The 17025-nt window shown below is 63.3% G+C and carries 19 protein-coding genes; 3 read left to right on the top strand and 16 right to left on the bottom strand.

Features of this window, described 5'->3' with window-relative positions:
* From lpxC to DUGA2_RS03420, 8 genes are all read right to left on the bottom strand, one after another.
* The gene (gene lpxC, locus DUGA2_RS03455) at window positions 1-936 is read right to left on the bottom strand and encodes a UDP-3-O-acyl-N-acetylglucosamine deacetylase (protein WP_070267217.1); all 936 of its coding nucleotides are present in this window, start codon (window positions 934-936) and stop codon (window positions 1-3) included.
* A gap of 54 nt (window positions 937-990) precedes the next feature.
* Window positions 991-1833 carry a DMT family transporter gene (locus DUGA2_RS03450; RefSeq protein WP_070267216.1) on the bottom strand — a complete coding sequence of 281 codons (843 nt, stop codon included), beginning with the start codon at window positions 1831-1833 and terminating at the stop codon, window positions 991-993.
* A 182-nt stretch (window positions 1834-2015) separates the two neighbouring features.
* Window positions 2016-2480, bottom strand: a complete 465-nt coding sequence (locus DUGA2_RS03445) for a hypothetical protein (protein WP_141753182.1) — start codon at window positions 2478-2480, stop codon at window positions 2016-2018.
* Between the two features lie 27 nt (window positions 2481-2507).
* A complete protein-coding gene (locus tag DUGA2_RS03440; protein ID WP_070267214.1) occupies window positions 2508-3383 on the bottom strand; it encodes a PHB depolymerase family esterase in 876 nt (291 codons plus the stop codon).
* Between the two features lie 77 nt (window positions 3384-3460).
* A complete protein-coding gene (locus DUGA2_RS03435; protein WP_070267646.1) occupies window positions 3461-4672 on the bottom strand; it encodes a HAMP domain-containing sensor histidine kinase in 1212 nt (403 codons plus the stop codon).
* Window positions 4665-5366: a response regulator transcription factor gene (locus DUGA2_RS03430; RefSeq protein WP_070267213.1), complete on the bottom strand. Its 702-nt coding sequence runs from the start codon at window positions 5364-5366 to the stop codon at window positions 4665-4667. The genes DUGA2_RS03435 and DUGA2_RS03430 overlap by 8 nt, the downstream gene beginning before the upstream one ends.
* 15 nt (window positions 5367-5381) lie before the next feature.
* Entirely contained in the window at window positions 5382-5885 is a 504-nt protein-coding gene (locus DUGA2_RS03425) for a GNAT family N-acetyltransferase (RefSeq protein WP_070267212.1), read from the bottom strand.
* Window positions 5886-5899: 14 nt separating this feature from the next.
* Window positions 5900-6448 (bottom strand): DUF2867 domain-containing protein, encoded by a 549-nt coding sequence (locus tag DUGA2_RS03420; RefSeq protein WP_070267211.1) that lies wholly within the window; start codon window positions 6446-6448, stop codon window positions 5900-5902.
* 322 nt (window positions 6449-6770) lie between these two features.
* Here DUGA2_RS03420 and DUGA2_RS03415 point away from each other — a divergent pair, with 322 nt between their 5' ends.
* Entirely contained in the window at window positions 6771-9062 is a 2292-nt protein-coding gene (locus DUGA2_RS03415; RefSeq protein WP_070267210.1) for a PAS domain S-box protein, read from the top strand.
* Window positions 9063-9082: 20 nt separating this feature from the next.
* Here DUGA2_RS03415 and DUGA2_RS03410 read toward each other — a convergent pair whose 3' ends face one another.
* Window positions 9083-9853, bottom strand: coding sequence for a helix-turn-helix transcriptional regulator (locus DUGA2_RS03410; protein WP_070267209.1), 771 nt, complete (start codon window positions 9851-9853; stop codon window positions 9083-9085).
* A 90-nt stretch (window positions 9854-9943) separates the two neighbouring features.
* On the opposite strand from DUGA2_RS03410, the gene DUGA2_RS03405 reads away from it, so the two are divergent.
* Complete coding sequence (locus DUGA2_RS03405) at window positions 9944-10720, top strand: class I SAM-dependent methyltransferase (protein ID WP_070267208.1); 777 nt, start codon at window positions 9944-9946, stop codon at window positions 10718-10720.
* Window positions 10721-10782: 62 nt separating this feature from the next.
* Window positions 10783-11247: a DUF2244 domain-containing protein gene (locus DUGA2_RS03400; protein WP_070267207.1), complete on the top strand. Its 465-nt coding sequence runs from the start codon at window positions 10783-10785 to the stop codon at window positions 11245-11247.
* Between the two features lie 15 nt (window positions 11248-11262).
* On the opposite strand, the gene DUGA2_RS32415 is transcribed toward DUGA2_RS03400, so the two are convergent.
* The 7 genes from DUGA2_RS32415 to DUGA2_RS03370 form a co-directional block, all read right to left on the bottom strand.
* Window positions 11263-11538, bottom strand: a complete 276-nt coding sequence (locus tag DUGA2_RS32415) for a type II toxin-antitoxin system RelE/ParE family toxin (RefSeq protein ID WP_071658845.1) — start codon at window positions 11536-11538, stop codon at window positions 11263-11265.
* Window positions 11535-11924 (bottom strand): hypothetical protein, encoded by a 390-nt coding sequence (locus DUGA2_RS03395; protein WP_070267206.1) that lies wholly within the window; start codon window positions 11922-11924, stop codon window positions 11535-11537. Before DUGA2_RS03395 ends, DUGA2_RS32415 begins: the two co-directional genes overlap by 4 nt.
* Window positions 11925-12086: 162 nt before the next feature.
* Window positions 12087-12590 (bottom strand): peroxiredoxin, encoded by a 504-nt coding sequence (locus DUGA2_RS03390; RefSeq protein ID WP_008445441.1) that lies wholly within the window; start codon window positions 12588-12590, stop codon window positions 12087-12089.
* An 80-nt stretch (window positions 12591-12670) separates the two neighbouring features.
* Window positions 12671-13897, bottom strand: a complete 1227-nt coding sequence (gene ftsZ, locus DUGA2_RS03385) for a cell division protein FtsZ (RefSeq protein ID WP_008445440.1) — start codon at window positions 13895-13897, stop codon at window positions 12671-12673.
* Window positions 13898-14006: 109 nt separating this feature from the next.
* Window positions 14007-15239 carry a cell division protein FtsA gene (gene ftsA, locus DUGA2_RS03380; protein ID WP_008445439.1) on the bottom strand — a complete coding sequence of 411 codons (1233 nt, stop codon included), beginning with the start codon at window positions 15237-15239 and terminating at the stop codon, window positions 14007-14009.
* 10 nt (window positions 15240-15249) lie between these two features.
* Window positions 15250-16041 carry a cell division protein FtsQ/DivIB gene (locus DUGA2_RS03375; protein WP_070267205.1) on the bottom strand — a complete coding sequence of 264 codons (792 nt, stop codon included), beginning with the start codon at window positions 16039-16041 and terminating at the stop codon, window positions 15250-15252.
* 8 nt (window positions 16042-16049) lie between these two features.
* Entirely contained in the window at window positions 16050-17024 is a 975-nt protein-coding gene (locus tag DUGA2_RS03370; RefSeq protein ID WP_070267204.1) for a D-alanine--D-alanine ligase, read from the bottom strand.
* Window position 17025 lies beyond the last annotated feature (1 nt).

Genomic DNA, 17025 nt, shown 5'->3' with positions numbered 1-17025 from the left:
TTAAGTTAGCGCCCACTCACGCGCCATCTGCCGCAGATACGACGGCGGCGCGACTTCATTGGTCTCGAACGAGACGATTTCATAGGCATCCGGATGCTTGAGCAGCTCCAGCAGCAGCTGGTTGTTCAGCGCGTGGCCGGACTTGTGCGCCTCGTAGCTGGCCAACAGCGGGTGGCCGACCAGGTACAGGTCGCCGATGGCGTCCAGGATCTTGTGGCGCACGAATTCGTCGTCATAGCGCAGCCCGTCCGAATTGAGGATGCGGTACTCGTCCATCACGATGGCGTTTTCCAGCGAACCGCCGCGCGCCAGGCCTATGCCGCGCAGCATTTCCACGTCCTGCATGAAGCCGAAGGTGCGGGCGCGCGCCACGTCGTGCACGTAGGAGACGTCGCCGAAGTCCACATGGGCGCGCTGCTGGGTGCCATCGACGGCCGGATGGTTGAACTCAATGAAGAAGTCCAGCTTGAAACCGTTGTGCGGGGTCAGGCGGGCCCATTTTTCCTTCTCGCCCGTGCCTTCGCGGATTTCCACCGGTTTCAGCACGCGGATGAATTTTTTCGCGACCGGCTGCTCCTGCACGCCAGCCTGTTGCAATAAATACACGAACGACGAGGCCGAACCGTCCATGATGGGGATTTCTTCGGCGCTCACTTCGATGTACAGATTGTCCAGGCCCAGGCCGGCGCAGGCCGACATCAGGTGCTCGACGGTCGACACGCGGGCGCCGTCCTTGACCAGCACGGAAGCCATGCGGGTATCGCCCACGGCCATGGCGCTGGCAGGGAACTCCACCACCGGCGTCAGGTCGACGCGGCGGAACACGATGCCGGTGTCCGGCGCGGCCGGGCGCAGGGTCAGCTCGACCTTGGTGCCGGAGTGCAGGCCGACACCCGTGGTGCGGACCAGTTCTTTGATAGTGCGTTGTTTTAACATCCGACGATTATAGCGAAGTTGGGTCCGCCGCGCTGCCGGCGGGGTTTCCCACAATCAAGGATGTTCGGCCTCGGCATGGACCGATTCGCGCCGCACCAGATAGATGCCGCTGGCGATGATGATGCCGGCGCCGAGCAGCGTGTAGCCGTCCGGCAGCGTGTGCCACAGCAGCCAGTCGATCGCCACGCCCCAGGCCAGCGCCGAGTATTCGAACGGCGCCACCACCGAGGCCTTGCCGGAGCTGAACGCGCGCGTGATCGCCAGCTGGCCGAGGAAGCCGCTCAGCGCCAGCGCCAGCAGCACCCAGCCATCCTCGGCGCGCACCGGCACCCAGTGGCTGGCCGACATCGCCAGGCCGCCGGCCGCCATCATCAGCAGATACCAGAACATCATCGACTCGTTGCTGTCGGTGCGGGCCAGCACGCGGCTGGTGATCGCGGCCATCGCGTAGCAGGCGGCCGAGCCGAGCAGCGCCAGCCCGCCCAAGGTCAGGAAGCCCGTCCCTTCGGGGCGCAGCACCACCAGCACACCGAGCAGGCCGACCACGATGGCGACCCATTGGCCGGTGCCGACCTTCTCCTTCAGGATGAACACCGACAGCGCCGTGATCAGCGACGGCGCGATGAAGAAGATCGAATACGCCTCGGCCAGCGACAGCGCCTTGAGGCCGTAGGCGAACGAGGTCAGCATGGCGATGCCGAGCAGGCTGCGGAAAATGTGCATGCCCCAGCGCACCTTGAAGATGCCGCGGAAGGCGCCGCGGTACAGCATGTAGCCGCACAGCAGCGGCAGCGAACTGAGCGCGCGCATGGCGGTCACTTGCGTGGCGGGATAGTGGGACGACAGCACTTTCATGGTGGTGTCCATGAAGGAAAACATGGCGACTGCGGCCAGCATGGCGTAGATGCTGCGCAGGTTCTCCGAGCGGGTGGCGGTGGACAGGGGAAGCTCCTTGCGACAGGTCCGTGCGGACCACTGGGAACGTCATCATGGCGACGTCCGGAGCCAGGACCGGCAGGCTGTGCCCGGTCGTGTCGATTATAACAAGGGCTTACTTTCCTTGCAGAACGCGGGCGGATTCAGCGTATGCCTTCGGTGTCGCCTTTGTTGAAGAGGCCGTAGGCTTCCGGCATGTAGATCGACTGCACCAGCCATCCGGCCTTCTGGTCGTAGGTGAAGTTGGTGTCGTGGATGCGGACCGGAAATTTGAGCTTGCAGGTCTTGTCATCGAAATCGATTTTTCCGATGTGCTCGCTGTCCGTGGTTTGCTTCAGCTCCTGGCGGAATTGCATCTCCGCGCCGAACAGGCCGGAGTAGTTGTCGTTGAAGGCGGCCTTGGTCACGCGCAGCGGCCGGTCGCCCTGATAGGCGGACAGCAGCAGGAAGGGGAACTTGTACAGCCGGGCCGACGCGCCCGGCTCGTCCCTCAGCGTGGCCGCCCGCCAGGTGATCCAGGCTGCGCGCAGGCTGTCCGGGCTTGGCGCCTGGCAGGCCAGCGCCGAGCTCGACAGGGCGCCCAGCAAAACTGCGATGAGTGGTTTCATGCCGGGCATTATAAATTGCAGGCCTTCTTAACGGCGGTGCTTGTCGAAGAATTGCCAGATAACGTCATTGGCGTCCATATCGCGGGTGGTCTTGCCGATCGGCAGACCTACGTTGAACGGATCGGCGCCAGGCCAGGTATGGCCGCCCTCCCTCACCGTGGCCAGCGCCACGCTTTGCTGGCCATTACCCTGCTCCACCCAGGTCACGTCCGTGCCATCGCCGGCGTCGCCGTCGATCACGCGGCGGCTGGCCCCGGCCGCCCCCATGCCGTTATGTTTCAGCCAATAGCTGTAGCTGTCTTCCGCCGACAGATAGCCGCCTGGCTTGCCGCCATATGCCACCACCTGGTCCGCCGTGCCGTGCACCAGCAGCACGCCCACCTTGCCCTGCTTCGTATGGTGCTGCTTCACCGGTTCCGGCATCGGTCCGCCGACCGACGCCACTGCCGCGAACAGCTGCGGCAGCTCGGCCGCAATGCGCAGCGTGAAGAAGCCGCCGCGCGACAAGCCGGTCGCATACACCCGCTGGCTGTCGATGCGGTAATCCTGCTTGAGCTTGGCGAGCAACGCTTCCGTAAAGCCGATGTCGTCGCTGCCCTCAAGATAAGACGTGCCGAATCCGACGTTCCAATCCTGCTTGACGCCCAAGGGGTAGACCACGATGAACCGATGGCGATCCGCAGCGCGATTCATTTGCGTGTAAAGCATTTGTTCGGCCATGCTCATGCCGCTGCCGTGGAAATTGAACACCACCGGAAACGCCTTCTGCGGCTGGCCGGCATAGGACGGCGGGGTATAGACGAGATAGCGGCGCTTTTCTTCCTTGTGCAGGAGGGATTGCACTTGGGCGTATGCCGGCAGGGACGTGCAGGCGAGGAGGATGAGGCTGATCAGTATTTTCATGGCGCGTATATCGGAAAAGTTGACGAGTACGCAGCATAGAAAACCGGTGGTGAAACCCTGGTGAAATCCGGCGGATTTCAGCGCGTCCGCCGCGGCGCGATCTCGACGCGATACACCGTTGCTCCGGCATGGAAGGCGATCTCCCAGCGCATGGCCGTGGCGATGCGCCGCAGCAGATGCTGGCCGTGCTGGAAGCCTTGCATCGTGCCCGCCCGTTCAGGATCGACCGTGTTGCCCAGACTGAGAACGCCGCCGGCAAACGACAGTTGCAACCGCGAGCGGGCCCCGCCATGGAACAGCGCATTGCCCAGGCAGTTATTGATGGGCAGCGTAGACAAATGGCGGTTGCCCCATACCTCCAGGCGATCGGGCAGCTGGAGCGCCAGCCGGCCGTCTTCCCAGGCGCCTTCGTCCAGCAGGCGCAGCAAGCCTTCCTCGATGCAGCCGCGCAGATCGAACGCCTCCTCCGCGATATGCTCCGCGCGCGCCAGTGCGAACAGGACGTCGATGGTGTTGCCGATTTCGCCCAGGCCCGCCCGCAACTGCTCCACGTCGGGCGCGCCAAGCGGTGCGGACTTGGCCTGCCCGAGGACGTTGTGCATGACCGTCAGCGGAGTGCGCAACTCATGGCTGACATCACGCGTGAACGCATGCTCCCGGTTCAGCGCGGCATGCAGCTCGGCAATCGTGGCGCCGAGCTTGTCCGCCAGGTAGCCGATTTCGTCGCGGCGATGGCGGGCGCTGAATGCGACCGGATCTTCCTGCGACAGGCTGCGCACCTCGTGCGCCAGCACCTGCAACGGCGAAACCAGCCGCCGCGACAGCAGGTAGGCCAGCAATAGCGCCAGCGCGATCAAGCCCAGCGCAACGAAGATCAGCACGCCGCCGACATCCCGCATCAGCTTGGACACCACCAGCAACGGACGGACATCGGCCAGCAGATATGCGCGTTGCACCGGCAGATCGAGCGTGCGCAGATGATAGTGCTGGCCTGTGCTGGTGGAGATTTCGGCGCGCTCGTGTCCGGCGTCGACCCGCTCGCGCACGACGGGCGGCAACGCCTCGGCGCTGCGGTAGACGCGCATCATCTGGTCGCCAGGCTGTACGACTTCGCCGTGCAGTCGGAAATGTGCGGCCACGACGGCGGCTTCCCGCTCCATCAGCCTGTCGATCAGCATGTCTTCCGTCACGTAGGCAATGACCAGCGCGAGTCCGGTATAGCCAACGCAAATCAAGATAGTGAAGCCGGCCAGCGCGGCAAACAGGCCATGCCGGATCGACCTAAACATGATCGGCCCCATCCAGTGCCAGCCTATAGCCGAGCTGCGGAATGGTGACGACCATTTTCCCGCCGCCGGCCAGTTCCAGTTGCTTGCGCAACGCGTAAATGTGCGATTTGAGCGCGTCGCTGTCGGGCGGATTGGCGCCCCACAGCGCGTGCATCAGCGCCGAGCGGGGCACCGCTTGCGGATACACGGCGCACAGCATCGACAATATCCTGAACCCGATCAGCGTCAGCGGCACCGGAGCGCCGTCGCAGAGGGCACGCTTTTCACGCGGCAGCAGCGTCAGCGGGCCGATGCGCATTTCCTGGCTGATGTGCAGCTGTCCCCGTCGCGCCAGCGCTTCGCAACGCAGGGCCAGCTCGCGCAGGTCGAACGGCTTGGTCAGGTAATCGTCCGCGCCTTCGTTGAAGCCGCGCGCCTTGTCTTCGTAGGCATCGCGGGCGGTGAGCATCAGCACCGGCACATTGCGCGGCGCCCGCGCCTTGATCGCGCGGCAGACTTCCAGTCCGTCGAGGTCGGGGAGATTCAGATCGAGCAGAACGACATCGTAAGGTTCGCGCGTGGCCAGCTCGATGGCCAGCGCGCCGGTGGCGGCGTGGTCGGTCTGCCACTTCAACCCATCCAGGAACGTCACGATCTGGCGCGCGATCGTCGGATGGTCTTCCACCACCAGTATCGTCAAGGCATTGCGGTTCATTATTCGTTGAATACACTACTGTTCATTGATGGCGTACAGCCTGAACTCCGGCAGTTCGGGATCCTCGTACTGCCGCACACTCGCGAGGGCAAGACGGGCGAAGGCTTGGCGCCAGAAGGCGTCAGCGCGGCTGTCGTCGCGGTAGACCGCCACCATCCACGGCCCTTGGAATTTCCCTGCCAGCGCGCTGACCGCCGCCATCGCCAAACCCTGGCGCCGGTAGCGTTTCAGTATAAATAAATCGGCCAGTTCTTCCGCGACCGTGCCGTCGGGCAGCGTCACCGGCTCAGTCACCACGAAGCCAGCCAGCGCGCCGTCCTTCCTGATCCAGTACGCGCCCTTGTCGGGAGCTCCGATGTAGTCGGCGATTGAAACCGCACAGGCGTCAAATAATCCATCCTCGCCAAGGTCTTCAGCCGCCCAGTCCGAGTTCTCGTAGTAATACAGCTGAAAGAACTGGAATAGCGCAGCCGCCTGATCGTGCGCGACAGTTTGCAATCCGTTGATTGGCGAGTTCATCCCTGCTCAGTTCCTTACTGTAGGCTAGCCGTAACAGGCCAGCCGATGCGCGCAGCGCGGCGCAGGCTGGCCTTGACCACCATGCGATGAAAAGGCGCAATGAAGAATATATAGACCCGCCCCAGCAGATTATGGCAGCGCACCACCGTCGAGAGGGTCAGTTCGCACCCGCCGTCGGCCTCCGGCCCACCGCTGCACAGGATAGACACGCGGAAATCGAGATGCGTATCGTCCTCCCCCACCACCACCTCGGTTTCGCTGGTGCGGTAGACCTTGAAGATGCCAAGCCGGCCGGCCTGCGCGTCATGGGCCAAGGTGGCCAGATGCCTGGCGGTCTTCAGACCAAAGCGGGCAACAATCAGATCGCGAAGATTGGTGAGCTGCCCGATCCACGCAGGCTGGTGCGCAAAGATGAACCGGGCCAACAGATCCGGATCACCGGAGGCGCCGGACGGCAGCCTGATGGCAAATGCGTCGGCCAGGCTGGGCGACTGGTAGAGGTGGATGACGCTGGACTGCGCGGGAAGCGCAACCGGTGTAGCAAAGCTGAGTTCGATCGGCACGTGAGCATTCTTAAAATCTGATGCACAAAGGGACGTCCCCGTCCCGCGCCCAGGGCGCAGCCATCACCGCAGGCGGTAAGGCAAGAAAAAGGGAAGCCGACGTCACTCGGAACGGCCGACCATGGGAGGACGTCAGAATGATGCGGGAACTATAACATCAAATGTTTGCCGTCGTTGCCAGGCCTGTCAAGGCTGCGATGGCGGCATCGCCAGCGCCGCATCGAATTACAACGATATCGAATGGCAAGTGCGTTGACGGGGTCGACAAAATTGATTATGTTGAACAACTGCTTTTTAATGAACGCATAACCGGTTCCACCCCATGCTCAAGCCAGACGATCTGGACCAGCTAATTTTGACCGAAGCACCAGGTGGCGTGATCGTCACCACGCGCGACCGTGTCGTTGTACGCTGGACCCATGGCGCAGAGCGCATTTTCGGCTACGTCGCCGAAGAAGCCATCGGCAACAATCTATGGTCATTGATTTCCCTGCCCGGACAGGCCGACGCCGACCGGGAAATTGGACGCAAGCTCGACGAAATCGGCAGTTGCGACTATGAATCGCTGCGCAAGAAAAAAGACGGCAGCCTGATTTACATCGACACCTCCAGCGTTACGATTCCAGACGATAAGGGCCAGGTGCGCTACATCGTCTCCAGCACCAGGGACCGGACCCAGCTGAAGGCAACCCGCGACGCACAGCTGATGGAGGTAAAGTTCCGCAGCGTGTTCGAATCCACGCCGGACAGCATCATCGTCACCAATCTCACCGGCACCATCGTGCTGGCGAACACCCAGGCCGAACGCCTGTTCGGCTACAAGTCCGACGAGCTGGTCGGCCAGCGCATCGAAGTGCTGTTGCCGGAACGCTTCCGCGACGCGCACGTCGGCTACCGCACGCGCTACTTTGAGCAGCCGCGCCCCCGCACCATGGGCGCCGGCCTGGACCTGCACGGCGTACGCCAGGACCGGACTGAATTCCCGGTCGAGATCAGCTTGTCGCCGATCCAGACCGAGGCCGGAACCTTCGTCATCAGTGCGATCCGCGACGTCAGCGAACGCAAGAAGGCGGAACAGAAATTCCGCGGCCTGCTGGAATCGGCGCCGGACGCCATCATCATCGTCAACCAGGCCGGCGAGATCGTGCTGATCAATTCGCAGACCGAACTATTGTTTGGCTATCCGCGCGCCGAACTACTGGGCAAGAAGATCGAAGTCCTGATACCGGCGCGCTACGGCGCCCGGCACCCCTCGCTGCGGCAAGGCTTCGTCAGCCAGCCACGGCCGCGCTCAATGGGCGCCGGACTGGAGCTGCATGGCTTGCGCCGCGACGGCACCGAGTTCCCGGTCGAGATCAGCCTGTCGCCGCTGGAGACCGAGGACGGCGTGCTGGTGTCCTCGGCGATCCGCGACATCACCGACCGCAAGCGCATCGAACAAGCCCTCAACGAGCAGAAGTATCAACTGGAGCGCGCCAACCAGGCCAAGGACCGCTTCCTGACCAGCATGTCGCACGAGTTGCGCACGCCGCTCAACGCCATCCTCGGTTTCTCGCAGCTGCTGGCAAACGAGGCGCTGCCGTCGACCCCGGAGCAAAAGCGCTCCTTCGTGCTCAACATCGTCGCCGCCGGCAAGCACCTGCTGGCCCTGATCGACGAAATCCTCGACTTGGCCAAGATCGAATCGGGCAACATGAGCTTGTCGCTGGAGCCGGTGCAACTGTCGCCGCTGTTGACCGACCTGGTGGCGATGCTCGACGAGCAGGCGAACCGGCGCGGCATCCGCATGCTGTATCCGGAGGCCGAGCCGGTGGTGGTGCTGGCCGATCATACCCGTCTCAAGCAAATTATCCTGAACCTGCTGTCGAACGCGATCAAGTACAACCGCAAAAGCGGCGCGGTGGTGCTCAACGTCACGTCGACGGAGCAGCTGGTGCGCATCTCGGTGCAGGACACCGGCGCCGGACTGGATGCGCGACAGCTGGAAGCGCTGTTCCAACCCTTTAACCGCCTGGGCCAGGAGGCCGGTTCGGAAGAAGGCACAGGCATCGGCCTGGTCGTGACCAAGCGCCTGGTGGAACTGATGGGCGGCTCGCTGGGCGTCAGCAGCACTGTTGGTGTCGGCAGCGTGTTCTGGATCGAGCTGCCGGCTTTGCCGCAGGAACCATTGCCGGCGGCAAAGCAAGCCCGGGCCGAGGCGGCGTCGTTCGGCATCGTCCCGCATCGCGGCGAAACGGCGACCATCCTCTACATCGAAGACAATCCCGCTAGTCTGAAGTTGATCGAAGACGCGATCAGTTTTCGCGGCGACTTGCGGCTGATCAGCGCGACCGACGCCCAGCAAGGCATCGCGCTGGCCATCAGCCAGCAGCCCAGCCTGATCCTGATGGACATCAACCTGCCTGGCATGAGCGGGCATGAAGCGAAAAAAGTACTGGACGACGACACGCGCACCGCCCACATTCCGGTGATCGCGCTGACGGCCAACGCCATGCGCAGCGAGATCCGCAGCGGCATTGCTGCTGGCTTCTTCCGCTACCTGACCAAGCCCATCGACCTCGACACCTTGTGCGCGGCCATCAACGACGCACTGACGCAAGCAAACTCCCGGTAGAGCAACTTACCGTCGCGGCATCAGTGCGGCAGCAGCATCACCAGCTTCAGATCGTGGCGCTTGGCCAGGTGCAGCGTGACCTGGTTGAAGCTCAGCTCGCCCTGTTGCGGATGGCGGAAGCGGCGCAGGCCGCCCTCCCTGCCGACCACGTCCTGCAAGGTCCACAGTTCGGCGAAGGTCGCGCTGGCGCCGGACAGCTCGGCGATCAGGGCGGCCAGCGCCTGCTCGCCGGCATGGCGGCCGATGTCGGCGCGGAACTCGGCCACCAGCCGCCGCGCGCGCTCCGGCCAATCGACGATCAGCTCGCGCGCCGCCGGGCTGAGGAACATATAGCGCAGCAGATTGGGCCGCGACGACGACTGCGGGCGCGGCGCCAGCCAGCCGGCAAACAAACGCGCCGCCTGCGGGTTCCACGCCACCGCATCCCATTGCCGGTCGAGGATGTAGGCCGGGGCGCCGACGGCCGCGACGATCGCATCCAGCGCCTCCTCCGCGCTGCCGCCGTCGTCGTGATGCGGATCGAGCCGGTCGGCCAGGCTGAACAGATAGGCGCGCTCGGCGGCCGACAGACGCAGCACTTCCGCCAGCCGCGCCAGCATCTTGCCGGACGCCTGCACCTCCCTGCCCTGTTCCAGCCACGTCAGCCAGGTCGGGCTGACCTCGCACAGCTGCGCCAGCTCTTCGCGCCGCAGGCCGGGGGTGCGGCGCCGCCCGCCGCCGGGCAGGCCGACGCTGTCGGGCAGAGTGCGCTCGCGATGGGCGCGGATGAATTCGCCAAGTTTGCTGTGCATGGTAGTTCTTATACCAGGATAAGTACTTGTCTTGTTACAGGATAAAAACACGCCTATTCTGCCCTGACTCGTCCCTTCCTGGAGAAAAACATGAAACAGCAAGCCGTCGTCGCCCAGCAGTTCGGCAATACCGCCAGCGCCTACCTGACCAGTGCCGTCCACGCGCAAGGCGCGGACCTGGCCGCGCTGCGCGAAATCGCCCGCCTGCTGGGGCCGCATCCGACGGTGCTGGACCTGGGCTGCGGCGCCGGCCACGCCAGCTTCGCCGTGGCGCCGGTGGCGAAATCCGTGACGGCGTTCGACCTGTCGGAGCAGATGCTGGCCGTGGTGCGCGGCGCCGCCGCCGAGCGGGGGCTGGACAACATCGCCACGCAGCAGGGCAACGTCGCCAGCCTGCCGTTTGCGGACGCCTCGTTCTGCATGGTGGTCACGCGCTTCTCCGCGCATCACTGGCTGGACGTGCCGGCCGCGCTGCGCGAGGTGAAGCGGGTGCTGAAGAAAGGCGGCGTGCTGGCCGTCATCGACATCACCGCGCCGGAAAGCCCGCTGCACGACACCACCTTGCAGGCAGTCGAACTGCTGCGCGACGCTTCGCATGTGCGCGACTACCGGCCATCCGAATGGCTGGCGATGCTGGCGGACGCCGGCTTCAGCTGCGAACGCGCCGGCGACTGGAAGCTGGAAATGAAGTTCGACGAATGGACGGCCCGCATGCGCACACCGGCCGAGCGCGTGACGGCGATCCGCAGCCTGTTCGCGACGGCGCCGGAAGAGACGCTGAAATACTTCGCCGTGCAAGCCGACTGCTCGTTCTCCATCGACTCGACCCTGTTCAAGGCCAAGCACGATTTCGGCGACATCTACTGACGTAGCGGCGCCACGCCCGTGAACGGGGATATACTTGAGGCTTGCTATCCCGGGAGCATGCGATGCCGCGCGATGTGCCATCGGAACCGCGCAGCTGGCTGTTGGAGCGCCGCTGCACACTGACCCAGCGCCAACTGGCGCTGGTGTTCGCGACGCTGTGCGTGCCGTCGGCGCTGGTGGCGCTGGTCTTCCTGTGGCAGGGCTATTGTTATGTGCTGGTCTACGCCACGCTGGAGCAGGCGGCGCTGGCGGCCTGCCTGCACTACTGCGCGCGCCACCGGGGCGACTACGACCGCATCGCGATTTTGCCCGGCGCCATCGTGGTGGAGCAATGCCGGGGACGCAAGCGCAGCAAGCGCAGCCTGCGCCCACGCACCACCCGCCTGCTGCCGCCCCGGCGCGACGGCGACCTCATTCATCTTGAAGACTGCGGCGAGCAGATCGAAGTCGGCCGCTTCATCGGCGCGGCCCAGCGGCGCCGGCTGGCCGCCGAACTAGCCCTGTGCCTACGCGTCCAGGGTTACTGATCCGCGCGATTACTTTCATGGGTAGCATCTACTGGTGTGTATTACGTTAAGGAGCGTGACCACCGTGGGATCATCCTGGAATACTGCAACATAATGTTTGTGCACCACCAGCTCATTTGTGCCTCTGACCCGCCCTCGCCGCCGGGGAAAGTTCGGATCGGCCAATTGGTCAACCTGATCATCGATATGATCGCAAAGCCGTGCGGCAGCAGCAGGGTTGTCGCGAGCGATATATCGCTCAATATCGTCCAGATCAGCGAGATACGTCGCGGTCCGGACAACCTGTTTCATAGTGCACCGCGACTCGATTTTTTCGCGGCTCGGACGGCAGCCCACTCTTCGGCCGAAAAGACACGATTAGAACCATCTTTCAAGCCCGCCATTGCTGCACTAATCTTGGTTTTTGCCCAATCGGCATGATCGGCTTCACTGTCGGCAGCATGCCACCCACTCACATCTACGGCGACCTGCTGGATACCCAATTTGCGCAACAAGGACAACGCTTCGCGCAGGTCGCTAAACACTCGACACGCACCGTCATCCATCAACTTCGAAACGCCCTTGGCCGTTGCTAGCCGAACTTCAAAGACCTCTCCGACAGCGAACAAGGTGACGGACGTTATTTCACCCAAAGCGTAGCTCTGCGCCAGGCTCTCCCAATTCAGAAAATCCATCATATCCCCCCTAAACACCACCTTCGGAAATGATACATCCTAAGCGCCGACGACGACTCAACCCTGATCTGTCACATCTCAACCGAAATGTGGAATTCCCTTGGCCTGCAATGAAAACGGCGCCTGACGGCGCCGTTTCGTTACTGCATCCAACCAGTCCGGCGATTACGCCTGGGCCAGCAGGGTTTCGGCGTTCGATACTTCGAACTTGCCGCCTTGTTCGATGTTGAGCTGGGTCACAACACCGTTGTCGACCAGCAGCGAATAGCGCTGCGAGCGGGTGCCCATGCCGAACTTGCTGAAGTCGGCGTCCAGGCCCAGGGCCTTGGAGTAAGCGGCGTTGCCGTCGGCCATCATGCGGACGATGCCGGTGGCTTTCTGGTCGCGGCCCCACGCGCCCATGACGAAGGCGTCATTGACCGAGATGCACCAGATTTCGTCGACGCCCTTGGCTTTCAGGTCGGCGGCGTGCTTGACGTAGCCTGGCACGTGCTGTGCCGAGCAGGTCGGGGTGTAGGCGCCTGGCAGGCCGAAGATCGCGATCTTCTTGCCCTTGACCAGGTCTTGTACGTTGAACGTGTTCGGGCCCAGCGAGCAGCCTTCGGTTTCGGTTTCGATGAATTCGGACAGGGTGCCTTCTGGCAGGGTGTCGCCAATCTTGATGGTCATGGATGACTCCTTTTATAAATGTTGAACGTAAAAAAGCCGCGCCAGGCGCGGCTTCACCGGCTTAGAGCCAGCAGTATGCCTTAATCCGCCTGCTTGCGCAGGAAGGCTGGAATGTCGTAGGTTTCCATGCCATTCTTTTCCATCGCGCGCACCTGCTCGGAAGCCGATTCACGGCGCCATACAGCCGGCGCCTTCATGCCGTCGAAGGCTGGCGATGCACCGCCGCCCATGCCGCTGGTCGCGCCCATCGAAACGGACGACGAAGCCGCGCCGCCGCCCAGTGCAGCCGATGGCATCATCGGGCTGTTGTGGGTGCCGGTGCGCAGCATCTGCTGGGGAACCAGCTGTACATGCTTCTTGGCCTTGCCCAGGCCGGTGGCGACCACGGTGACGCGGATGTTGTCGCCCATGTCGTCATCGTAGGCGATACCCTGGGCGATCGACGCGTCCGGCGCGGCGAAGGCGCGCACGGCGGCCATGACTTCCTTGATCTCCTTACCTTTCAGCCCGCGCGACGCGGTCACGTTGACCAGCACGCCGCGTGCGCCCGACAGGTCGACGCCGTCCAGCAGCGGCGAAGCCACGGCCTGCTCGGCGGCGATGCGCGCGCGGTCGACGCCGGACGCGGTCGCGGTGCCCATCATGGCCTTGCCCTGCTCGCCCATGATGGTCTTGACGTCGTTGAAGTCGACGTTGATGTGGCCCGGCACGTTGATGATCTCGGCGATACCGGCGACGGCGTTGTTGAGCACATCGTCGGCGTGCTGCAGCCACTCGATCAGCGATTCGTCTTCGTAGATCTCTTCCAGCTTCTCGTTCAGGATCACGATCAGCGAGTCGACGTTGGCCGACAGCTGTTCCAGGCCTTCATCGGCGATGTCCATGCACTTCTGGCCTTCGTGCGAGAACGGCTTGGACACCACGGCCACGGTCAGCGCACCCAGCGACTTGGCGATTTCCGCCACGATCGGTGCGGCGCCGGTGCCGGTGCCGCCGCCCATGCCGGCGGCGATGAAGACCATGTGCGCACCGCGCAGCGAGTCTTCGATGCGCTGGCGCGATTCCTCGGCCAGCTTGCGGCCGACGTCAGGCTTCATCCCCGCACCCAGGCCGGTCTCGCCGATCTGGATCACGTTGTCGGCCTTGGAGGTCGACAGCGCCTGGGCGTCGGTATTGGCGGCGATGAATTCGACGCCGACCATACCTTTGTTAATCATGTGTTGAACTGCATTGCCACCTGCGCCGCCGACTCCGACGACCTTGATGACGGTGCCCAAAGCTGCGTTATCGACCATATCAAACTCCATGATGTGACTCCCTATCAGAATGCGGTTTTCAAGCGCCAGTCCTCATATCGTTAGAAGAACTGGGGATTGAAAACTGCGGTTTTAATATAAATAGTTTAGAAAAATAAGCTTAAAAATTACCCAAGAACCATTCTTTCATGCGCTGCCATACTGCCTTCACCGAACCATCCTGCCGCGTAACGATATGGCCACGCAGGTACTGCTTTTTCGCTTCCAACAACAGGCCAAGCACGGTCGCGTAGCGCGGGCTGCGCACCACGTCGGCCAGCTGGCCACGGTAGTCCGGCGTGCCAAGGCGCGCCGGCTTGAGGAATATGTCTTCCGCCATCTCGACCATGCCCGGCATGATGGCGGTGCCGCCGGTCAGCACGATGCCCGAGGACAGCACGCCTTCGTAGCCGGACTCGCGCACCACCTGGTGCACCATGGCGAACAGCTCTTCGACGCGCGGCTCGATCACGGCCGCCAGCGCCTGGCGCGACAGGTTGCGCGGACCGCGGTCGCCCAGGCCCGGCACTTCCAGCGTCTCGCCCGGATCGGCCAGCACCTGCTTGGCCACGCCGTAGCGGATCTTGATCTCTTCCGCTTCCGAGGTCGGCGTGCGCAGCGCCATCGCGATGTCGTTGGTGATCTGGTCGCCGGCGATCGGGATCACGGCCGTGTGGCGGATCGCGCCGTCGGAGAACACGGCGACGTCGGTGGTGCCGCCGCCAATGTCGATCAACACCACGCCCAGTTCTTTTTCATCGGGCGTCAGCACGGCGTCGGCCGATGCCATCGGCTGCAGGATCAGGTCCGACACCTCGAGGCCGCAGCGGCGCACGCACTTCACGATGTTCTGCACCGCCGACACCGCGCCGGTGACGATATGGACTTTGACCTCCAGGCGGATGCCGCTCATGCCGATCGGCTCGCGCACATCTTCCTGGCTGTCGACGATGAATTCCTGCGGCACCGTGTGCAACAGCTGCTGGTCGGTCGGGATGTTAACCGCTTTTGCCGTTTCGATGACGCGCGCCACGTCGGTGGCCGTCACTTCCTTGTCCTTGATGGCCACCATGCCGCTGGAATTGAAGCTGCGGATATGGCTGCCCGCGATACCGGCGTAGACATTGCGGATCTTGCAGTCGGCCATCAGCTCCGCCTCTTCCAGCGCGCGCTGGATCGATTCGACGGTCGCTTCGATGTTGACCACCACGCCCTTCTTCAGGCCTTTCGATTCGTGCTGGCCCAGCCCGATCACTTCGTGGCGTCCATCGCCCATCACCTCGGCCACCACGGCCACCACTTTCGAGGTGCCAATGTCGAGGCCAACGATCAGGTTTTTAGCGTCTTTAGTCATTTATCTCTGCCTACTGTATTTTTTTCTTCACGATCGGTTTTGGCTTGGCTCCCTCGGCCGGAATCTTCAATCCCGTCGCACTCAGGGCCAGCCCGTTCTGGTAACGCATATCGATGGTCTCGATGTTCTGCAAGTGCTCCACCAGCTGCGGATAAATTCCCATCAGGCGGTCCACCCTTTCCTTCAACGTGGTGCTGGTCTGTTCCCGCCCCAGCGCCACGCTCATGCCGTTATTCAGCCGCACCGTCCATGCATAGCGTCCCGACAGCGACAACGACTCGGGCACCAGCTTGAGCGGCGCAAACCAGGTGCGCAGCTCGTCGTAACGCGACAGTACTTCCTTCTCGCTGCCGTCCGGTCCATCGAACTCCGGCAGCGTGTGATCCTCTTCCGCTTCGGCCAGGTTGGCGGTGAACACATCGCCTTTGGTCGACAGCAGCTTACCGTCCTCGCCCCATGTGCCCAGCGCCTCATGCTCTTCCAGCGCCACGATCAGCTGGTCCGGCCATTCGCGGCGCACCGTTGCGCGGCGCACCCAGGGCACCGATTCAAACGCCTGGCGTACCGCATCCAGATTCGTCGTGAAGAAGTTGCCCTTGATGCGGCCCAACGCGTTGCTGCGCAGCGTAAGGTGGTTCACATGCTTTAACTCGTCCTGCCCGATCGTCTCGATGCGGATGGTGCGCAGGTTGAACATCGGCCGTTGCGCTACCCACCACACGCCTGCGGCGATGGATGCCAATACCGTCAAGGCGAAAATGCCGCTGGCGGTCGCATTCAAGGCTTTAGCGTCTTGCCACATCTCCTTGCTTAACCCTTCATCTGAGGTTGAGCTAACTTCAGGCGCGCCGTGCGCAGGATTTCCACGCACAGCTCTTCATAGCTGATGCCTTCCGCGCGTGCCGCCATCGGCACCAGCGAGTGTCCGGTCATGCCGGGCGAGGTGTTCACCTCCAGCAGGAACGGCTTCTGGTCGCTCTCGCGCAGCAGGAAGTCGACCCGGCCCCAGCCCTCGCAGCCGATGGCGCGGTAGGCCAGCACGGCCAGGCGCTGCATCTCCTGCGTCAGCGCTTCCGGCAGCACGGCCGGGCAGAAATACTGGGTGTCGTCGGTGAAGTACTTGTTCTGGTAATCGTAATTGCCTTGCGGGGCCACGATCTCCACCACCGGCAGCGGACGCGCATCGGCGCCCGAACCCAGCATGGCAACCGTGAACTCGCGGCCGGTGACGAATTCCTCGGCCAGCACCGAGTCGTCCAGCGCGGCGGCGATATCGAAGGCGGCCTTGAATTCATTGGCGGCGCTGACTTTGGTGATGCCGATGGTCGAGCCTTCGTGAGGCGGCTTGACGATCAGCGGCAGGCCCAGGTCGGCGCACACGGCGTCCAGGTCCGAGCCAGCATTGAGCACCGCGTAGCGCGGCGTCGGCAGGCCGGCGGCCAGCCAGACGATCTTGGTGGTGATCTTGTCCATGCCCACCGAGCTGGCCATGACGCCGCTGCCGGTGTACGGAATGCCCAGCAGTTCCAGCGCGCCCTGCAGGCTGCCGTCTTCGCCGAAGCGGCCGTGCAGCGCGATGAACACGCGGTCGAATTTTTCGGCGGCCAGTTCGGCCAGCGTGCGCACGCCGGTGTCGAACAGGTGGGCGTCCACGCCCTTGCTTTGCAGTGCCTTCAGCACGCCGTTGCCGGACATGATGGACACGTCGCGCTCGGCGGAACGGCCGCCGTACAGCACGCCGACTTTGCCGAAAGCTTTTGCGTCAACAGGAGTAAGGTGATTCACT

Source organism: Duganella sp. HH101, assembly GCF_001758795.1.
GTDB classification, from domain to species: Bacteria; Pseudomonadota; Gammaproteobacteria; order Burkholderiales; family Burkholderiaceae_D; genus Rugamonas; species Rugamonas rivuli.
The sequence above is the reverse complement of the archived record's forward strand: the minus strand, read 5'-3'. Positions and strand labels throughout refer to the sequence as shown.

Bases quoted from the DNA above. Each gene is read 5' to 3' on its own strand.
- lpxC (WP_070267217.1), bottom strand. From the start codon at position 936: ATGTTAAAACAACGCACTATCAAAGAACTGGTCCGCACCACGGGTGTC.
- DUGA2_RS03450 (WP_070267216.1), bottom strand. From the start codon at position 1,833: ATGCTGGCCGCAGTCGCCATGTTTTCCTTCATGGACACCACCATGAAA.
- DUGA2_RS03445 (WP_141753182.1), bottom strand. From the start codon at position 2,480: ATGAAACCACTCATCGCAGTTTTGCTGGGCGCCCTGTCGAGCTCGGCG.
- DUGA2_RS03440 (WP_070267214.1), bottom strand. From the start codon at position 3,383: ATGAAAATACTGATCAGCCTCATCCTCCTCGCCTGCACGTCCCTGCCG.
- DUGA2_RS03435 (WP_070267646.1), bottom strand. From the start codon at position 4,672: ATGTTTAGGTCGATCCGGCATGGCCTGTTTGCCGCGCTGGCCGGCTTC.
- DUGA2_RS03430 (WP_070267213.1), bottom strand. From the start codon at position 5,366: ATGAACCGCAATGCCTTGACGATACTGGTGGTGGAAGACCATCCGACG.
- DUGA2_RS03425 (WP_070267212.1), bottom strand. From the start codon at position 5,885: ATGAACTCGCCAATCAACGGATTGCAAACTGTCGCGCACGATCAGGCG.
- DUGA2_RS03415 (WP_070267210.1), top strand. From the start codon at position 6,771: ATGCTCAAGCCAGACGATCTGGACCAGCTAATTTTGACCGAAGCACCA.
- DUGA2_RS03410 (WP_070267209.1), bottom strand. From the start codon at position 9,853: ATGCACAGCAAACTTGGCGAATTCATCCGCGCCCATCGCGAGCGCACT.
- DUGA2_RS03405 (WP_070267208.1), top strand. From the start codon at position 9,944: ATGAAACAGCAAGCCGTCGTCGCCCAGCAGTTCGGCAATACCGCCAGC.
- DUGA2_RS03400 (WP_070267207.1), top strand. From the start codon at position 10,783: ATGCCGCGCGATGTGCCATCGGAACCGCGCAGCTGGCTGTTGGAGCGC.
- DUGA2_RS32415 (WP_071658845.1), bottom strand. From the start codon at position 11,538: ATGAAACAGGTTGTCCGGACCGCGACGTATCTCGCTGATCTGGACGAT.
- DUGA2_RS03395 (WP_070267206.1), bottom strand. From the start codon at position 11,924: ATGATGGATTTTCTGAATTGGGAGAGCCTGGCGCAGAGCTACGCTTTG.
- DUGA2_RS03390 (WP_008445441.1), bottom strand. From the start codon at position 12,590: ATGACCATCAAGATTGGCGACACCCTGCCAGAAGGCACCCTGTCCGAA.
- ftsZ (WP_008445440.1), bottom strand. From the start codon at position 13,897: ATGGAGTTTGATATGGTCGATAACGCAGCTTTGGGCACCGTCATCAAG.
- ftsA (WP_008445439.1), bottom strand. From the start codon at position 15,239: ATGACTAAAGACGCTAAAAACCTGATCGTTGGCCTCGACATTGGCACC.
- DUGA2_RS03375 (WP_070267205.1), bottom strand. From the start codon at position 16,041: ATGTGGCAAGACGCTAAAGCCTTGAATGCGACCGCCAGCGGCATTTTC.